The organism is Muribaculum sp., from assembly GCF_029051885.1.
Taxonomy (GTDB): Bacteria; Bacteroidota; Bacteroidia; order Bacteroidales; family Muribaculaceae; genus Muribaculum.
Genome location: NZ_JAIDKI010000120.1, coordinates 1 through 6,936, shown reverse-complemented (window position 1 = coordinate 6,936; position 6,936 = coordinate 1). Strand labels below are relative to the sequence as shown.

At 50.8% G+C, this 6,936-nt stretch carries 4 protein-coding genes; 1 reads left to right on the top strand and 3 read right to left on the bottom strand.

Annotated elements, in window-relative coordinates; all coding sequences use genetic code 11:
* The coding region (locus K2I50_RS05270) for an ATP-dependent Clp protease ATP-binding subunit (protein ID WP_301025170.1) at positions 1-2,385 on the bottom strand (2,385 nt) is incomplete at its 3' end.
* A gap of 241 nt (positions 2,386-2,626) precedes the next feature.
* Here K2I50_RS05270 and gyrA point away from each other — a divergent pair.
* Positions 2,627-5,203, top strand: a complete 2,577-nt coding sequence (gene gyrA / locus K2I50_RS05265; RefSeq protein ID WP_301025169.1) for a DNA gyrase subunit A — start codon at positions 2,627-2,629, stop codon at positions 5,201-5,203.
* Positions 5,204-5,338: 135 nt separating this feature from the next.
* On the opposite strand, the gene K2I50_RS05260 is transcribed toward gyrA, so the two are convergent.
* Both K2I50_RS05260 and K2I50_RS05255 read right to left on the bottom strand, forming a co-directional pair.
* Positions 5,339-5,848: a methylated-DNA--[protein]-cysteine S-methyltransferase gene (locus tag K2I50_RS05260; RefSeq protein ID WP_301025168.1), complete on the bottom strand. Its 510-nt coding sequence runs from the start codon at positions 5,846-5,848 to the stop codon at positions 5,339-5,341.
* Between the two features lie 203 nt (positions 5,849-6,051).
* On the bottom strand, positions 6,052-6,750 hold the full coding sequence (locus K2I50_RS05255; protein WP_301025167.1) for a YiaD family glycine zipper/OmpA-like lipoprotein: 699 nt from the start codon (positions 6,748-6,750) through the stop codon (positions 6,052-6,054).
* Between the last annotated feature and the right edge of the window lie 186 nt (positions 6,751-6,936).

The following is a 6,936-nucleotide window of genomic DNA, read 5'->3' as shown; positions in this document are numbered from 1 at the left end:
CTGTGGGTCATATCCCTTCTTGGCGATAAAGTCCTTGGCGGCGGCAGTAATATCAAGCGTATAACCGAGCGATTCAACTCTCTTGTAGAATCCGGCAAGCTCGATATCTATAATCCGGAATATAGCATCGCGGTCAAGCTCGTCGAACATCACGATATCATCCACACGGTTGAGGAACTCAGGCGAGAACGCCTTGTTGAGAGCCTTCTGGATAATGCCATGGTTATACTCCTTGTCGGCGGCACGGGTATTGAATCCGACACCTGTACCGAAATCCTTAAGCTGGCGGCTTCCGATATTTGATGTCATTATAATGATTGTATTCTTGAAGTCCACACGACGTCCGAGGCTGTCGGTCAGGCGACCTTCGTCAAGCACCTGAAGCAACAGGTTGAATACATCAGGATGAGCCTTCTCGATTTCGTCGAGCAACACAATCGAGTAAGGGTGCTGACGCACTTTCTCGGTAAGCTGTCCGCCTTCCTCATAGCCGACATATCCCGGAGGCGCTCCGACAAGCCGGCTGACGGTGAACTTCTCCATATACTCACTCATATCCACGCGTATCAGAGTATCGGCGCTGTCAAAAAGATATTCAGCGAGTTTCTTTGCAAGATGTGTCTTTCCCACACCGGTCGGTCCGAGGAACATGAACGTTCCTATCGGTTTGTTGGGGTCCTTAAGTCCGACACGATTTCGCTGTATAGCCTTGACAATTTTGTCAATAGCCTGGTCTTGTCCGATGATGTTGTTCTTGAGTTTCGGGCCAAGCTCACGCAGACGCATACCCTCGGCCTGCGCTATGCGCTGCACGGGCACACCGGTCATCATTGCCACAACCTCGGCCACCTTCTCCTCGTCGACCACCTCGCGTATCTCATTGAGCGAGGCTTCCCATTTGCGCTTAGCCTCGTCAAGTTCCTGCTTCAGGCGATGCTCCTTGTCGCGGAACGAAGCCGCCGACTCAAAGTTCTGATTCTGCGCAGCCTGAAGTTTCGAAGCATTGGCTTCGGAAATCTGTTCCTCAAGCTGCTCGATTTCACGCGGCACAACGATATTCGTAACGTGCACACGAGAACCGGCCTCGTCCATGGCATCAATAGCCTTGTCGGGGAAATTGCGGTCGCTCACATAGCGTTCGGTCAGCTTTACACAGGCCTCCAGCGCATCAGGAGTATAGGTCACATTATGATGTTCCTCATACTTGTCCTTGATATTGTTGAGAATCACAAGTGTCTCCTCAGAGGATGTCGGTTCTACCATCACCTTCTGGAAACGACGCTCAAGCGCGCCATCCTTCTCGATATTCTTACGGTACTCATCAAGAGTGGTAGCTCCGATACACTGTATCTCACCGCGTGCAAGAGCCGGCTTAAGCAGATTTGCGGCGTCCATAGAGCCGGCTGCATTGCCCGCACCGACAATAGTATGCAACTCGTCGATAAAGAGAATCACGTCCTTGTTTTTTGACAACTCGTTGAGGATACCTTTAATACGCTCCTCAAATTGGCCGCGATACTTCGTACCGGCCACGATTGAAGCCATGTCAAGCGATATCACGCGCTTGTCAAAAAGTATGCGCGATACTTTACGCTGAACGATACGCAGTGCCAGCCCCTCGACGATAGCCGACTTGCCCACTCCGGGCTCTCCGATAAGCACCGGATTGTTTTTCTTGCGCCGGCTCAATATCTGTGCCAGACGCTCTATCTCCGTATCGCGACCTATCACAGGGTCAAGCCGGCCCTCCTCGGCGGCGCGTGTCATGTCGTTGCCGAATTTATCAAGCACAGGAGTGTCATTGCCACGGCGGCCGGGAGCGCGCTGTGAAGATGGCGCACTCTGCTTGGAAGAGCCCGACGGCGCACTACCCTGCGATGCGCCGGGCATGTCGTCATCGTCTTCATCCTCATCGTCGCCAAACGATGTGCCCATGCTTGGAGCATCAGCCACATTGGCCAGCAACTTATAGATAGCCTCATAGGTGACTCCGGCGTCGATAAACGCACGGAACGCCTCGGTTCCCTGTACCTCCTTATTATGGAAGAGGGCCAGCAACAGATGCTCAGAGTCGACAATCTCGCTCTTCAGCATCTTGGCCTCAAGCACGCTTAATTTGATAATGCGGTTGGCCAGATCGCTGACAGAAATATTGCTTACCCCCCCTGTCCCTTGAAACAGACTGCGGTCAAGAGTATCACGCAATTGATACATAGTATCGGCGTCAAGCAACTGCTGAATGGCCTGGAACGCATGACTCCCGGACTGCGACATAATCGCCATAAGCATATGCTCAGGGCTCACAACGCTATTGTTGTGGCGAATAGCCTCCGTACGGCTCTGGTCAAGCACATGCTTCAGTTCATTGGAAAAAATGGTGTCCATAAATGTCCTTTCTCGTTAGTTATGCAAATATAGCAACAATAACTGTGCCAAAAATCAGACAGGCACAAATTATTAAGCATGTTCAACAATATTTAAACAATCGCAAGGGATGTTTTTATCTGTTTATTCCCATTTTTTTCGTATCTTTGTATGAAATTTTACTGCATGAAGCCCACATCCAAATATAGCCAGAAGGCATCAGGGCATACACGCATCAACAAAACTGAACTATACTTTACTTATGCTGGAAGAAGATAGAATTCTTAAAATCGATATCGAGAATGAAATGAAGTCGGCCTACATCGACTATTCGATGTCGGTAATCGTATCACGCGCGCTTCCTGATGTCCGCGACGGACTCAAGCCGGTACAAAGGCGCGTACTGTTCGGCATGAACGAGATGGGCAACACATCCGACCATCCCCACAAGAAATCAGCCAACTGCGTAGGCGAGGTCATGGGTAAATACCACCCCCATGGCGACTCATCCATTTACGGTACCGTAGTACGCATGGCCCAGCCCTGGGCATTGCGCTATACACTTGTCGACGGACACGGCAACTTCGGCTCTGTCGATGGCGACGGACCCGCTGCAATGCGTTACACCGAGGTGCGCCTTGAGCATATCGGCGAGGAGATGCTGTCAGATATCGACTCCGACACTGTCGATTTCCAGCCAAACTACGACAACTCCCGTCAGGAGCCCGTAGTGCTCCCTACCCGCATACCCAACCTGCTTGTCAACGGAACATCGGGTATCGCCGTAGGTATGGCTACCAATATGCCTCCCCACAACCTTACCGAATCAATCAACGCCACCGTGGCTCTTATCGACAATCCCGAGCTCACGATTGCGGAGTTGATGAAATATATCAAAGCCCCCGACTTCCCTACCGGAGGCACAATCTACGGGTACAATGGTGTAAAGGAAGCATTTGAAACCGGCCGCGGACGCATAGTAATACGCGCAAAAGCCGAAATCGAAGCTCACTCCAATCACGAGGACATAATCGTAACCGAGATTCCCTACAACGTAAACAAGGCCGAGCTTATCAAATATATCGCCGACCTTGTCAACGAGAAAAAAATCGACGGCATAGCCGACCTCAACGACGAGAGCGACTACAAAGGCATGCGCATTGTAATCCGTCTTAAAAGCGATGCCAACGCCAACGTTGTCCTCAATAAGCTCTACAAGCTGACACAGATGCAATCGTCATTCTCGGTCAACAATGTAGCTATTGTAAACGGACGTCCGCGCACCCTCAATCTGAAAGAACTGCTTCAGGCATTCATCGACCACCGCCACGAAGTAGTCACCCGCCGCACACGCTTCGAACTTCGCAAAGCCGAAGAGCGTGCCCATATACTGCAAGGTCTGATTATCGCCGAACAGAATATCGACGAAGTAATCCAGATTATCAAGAACGCCGACTCTGTAGAGGATGCCCGCGCACAACTGTCGGCACGCTTTGACCTTACCGAGCCTCAGACTCTCGCCATCGTCGAGATGAAACTCCGAAGCCTCGCCAAACTGGAGCAGGACAAGCTGCGTCAGCAATATGCCGACCTCGAGCGACTGATCGAGCACCTCAACCTCATCCTCAGCGACGAGCACGAATGCCGCGAGCTGATCAAGAGCGAACTGCTTGAGATACGCGACAAATATGGCGACGCACGCAAGACCGACATCGACTACACCGCAGGCGACTTCAACGCCGAAGACTTCTATGCCGACGACGATATGATAATCACCATATCTCATCTCGGATATATCAAGCGCACACCGCTTAGCGAATTCCGCGCCCAGGCCCGTGGCGGCGTAGGCTCTCGTGGTTCCAACACCCGCGACGAGGATTTCATCGAGCACATCTACCCTGCGTCCATGCACAACACCATGCTATTCTTCACCGACCGCGGCCTCGTATACAAAATGAAAGTCTACGAGCTGCCCGAAGGCGCAAAGAACAGCAAGGGACGTGCTCTTCAGAACCTGCTCGACATCGAACCCGGCGACAAAGTGCGCGCATACATCGCATGCAAGCAACTTGACGACCCCGAATTCACCGGTTCACACTTCCTTGTATTCGCAACCCGCAAGGGCGTAGTGAAGAAAACTTCGCTTACAGAATATGCACGCGTAATGTCGAAAGGCAAGAAAGCCATCATTATCCGTGAGGACGACAGCCTTATCGGCGTAGAACTCACTGACAATGATTCGACAATATTACTCGCCGCCAAGGAAGGCAAGGCCATACGCTTCGCCACATCATCGCTCCGTGCAATGGGTCGAGTTTCCACCGGCGTGCGCGGCATGAAAGTCGAAGGCACCAACGAGGTAATCGGCATGATTACCATGGAGCCCGACAGCACCAACACGGTAATGGTAATCTCCGAAAACGGATATGGCAAGCGTACCGCCCTTGATGCCTACACACCCCACAACCGTGGAGGAAAAGGCATGAAGACCATCAATGTCACCGACAAGACCGGTCCTCTCGTAGGCTTCCTGAGCGTGAACGACGACAACGACCTCATCATCATCAACCAGAGCGGCATAACGATACGCATCCACATGAGCGACCTCCGTATCATGGGACGTGCCACACAAGGTGTGCGCCTCATCAACCTCGAAAAGCGCAACGACACCATAGCCTCTGTATGCTGCGTGGATTCCGACCCCGAAGAGACTGTCGACAATGACATCCTCGTAAACGAGGCCGAACAGGAAGAGATAGAATTCGCTCCCGAAGAAACAGAAGAGGCCGATGACGATATCGAAATCGATGACGCCGAAGAGACTGAATCCGACGAGTGAAATTTATTTCACAAATCCTCTCTAAATCTTTACATCAGTCAAATCAAAACATTCTCTTAAAAAACGACAGGCGCGACACCGTAAAAAGTGTCGCGCCTGTCGTTTTTCTCATCCATTCGCACCATACAGCCGCTACTACTGCCGGCTCTCCAGCTCCAAAAGGTATCTTTTGGCCTCCAGACCGCCGGCATATCCGGTAAGACTACCGTCGCGACCTATGACTCTATGGCATGGTATAATCACTGACATGGCATTGGCGCCGATGGCATTAGCCACAGCACGTACTCCCGACAACAGTCCGATATCGGCGGCAAGCCCGGAATAGCTCTTATCCGAGCCATACGGCACCTGCCGGAGCGCATCCCATACATGAGCCTGGAACTCCGTGCTGGCATACATCAACGGGATATCAAAATCACGACGTTTGCCTGCAAAATATTCGTCAAGCTGCCGTCGTGCCATGTCCAGAATCACGCTGTCACCCTCGGCAAAAGCACGTGCATGCGTATGCCGCAGAATCCGCCGCAACGTGCGGTCATGAAGACGACCATGCAGCCAGTCGCACATACACAGACGCCCGTTACAATCACCAAGCACGAGAGTACCACACGGCGAATGATAATGGGTCACAACAATTAAATCCATACTTTTAGAGCTTGTTTAATAATAAAGGAACTCTAAGAAACTGTTTAAATTCATATCACTTTGTTTTTGAGGAGCCAACAAAAATACATCTGATATTCTCCCTCAAAATATGTATCATCTAAATTTAAACAGTTTCTAATAAAAACGACGTCCGCATATAGTATGTGCGAACGTCGTCAATATTGTAGCAAATATCCCGTCGATTAGTTGAGCTGACCGTTTTCAGCAGCCTTTACCATCTCGGGCGATGCGGTAATGTAGATTTCCACACGACGATTCTGGGCACGTCCGGCCGGAGTATCGTTAGAGGCGACATAGTCGGCCATAGGAATACCCTTGGCGGTAAGACGTGTGGGAGATACACCTGAGTTTACCAGATAGGTCATCACGGCATCGGCACGCTGGTTAGAGAGCTTCTCGTTTACAGCATATGAGCCGGTATTGTCGGTGAATCCGAGAATCTGAACATTGGTGAGAGGATTCTGCTTGAGCGATACAGCAAAGTTGCTGAGGTCCTGCTGAGCCGACGCGTTGAGAGTATACTTGCCTGTCGGGAACAGAATTCCACCATCAAATGTAACCTTTATAGCCTGGAGACCGTTCTGGTCAGTAGTCTGCTCTACCTGAGCATCGGGAATTGTTTTGGCAATTTCTTCCTGTTGCTTCTGCATCTTCTGGCCAATAAGAGCACCTGCGCCTGCACCTACGGCAGCACCGATGGCAGTACCTATAGCGGCACCCTTGCCTCCGCCGATGAGCGCACCGATGCCGGCGCCGAGTGCGCCACCGCCACCGCCACCAATAAGAGCACCCTTACCTGTGGTAGACATCGAACTACATCCCGAGGATGCGAACAACAGACCTGACAGAAGAACAGCACCTGTAATCTTAGCGAGCTTCATATCTCTAAATTTTAAGTTAATTTCGTTAATACGACTGCAAAGTTGGCAATTTTCTTGCAGAAAACATATTCTACGGGCCGTAAAATAGACCAACCACAGCTTTCGATATAAAATTTTTCTATCGATTCAATTTATTATGAAAACGTCCGATACGCTGATTTGTTTATTTGCATTTCTGATAAAGAT

Bases quoted from the DNA above. Each gene is read 5' to 3' on its own strand.
- K2I50_RS05255 (WP_301025167.1), bottom strand. From the start codon at position 6,750: ATGAAGCTCGCTAAGATTACAGGTGCTGTTCTTCTGTCAGGTCTGTTG.
- gyrA (WP_301025169.1), top strand. From the start codon at position 2,627: ATGCTGGAAGAAGATAGAATTCTTAAAATCGATATCGAGAATGAAATG.
- K2I50_RS05260 (WP_301025168.1), bottom strand. From the start codon at position 5,848: ATGGATTTAATTGTTGTGACCCATTATCATTCGCCGTGTGGTACTCTC.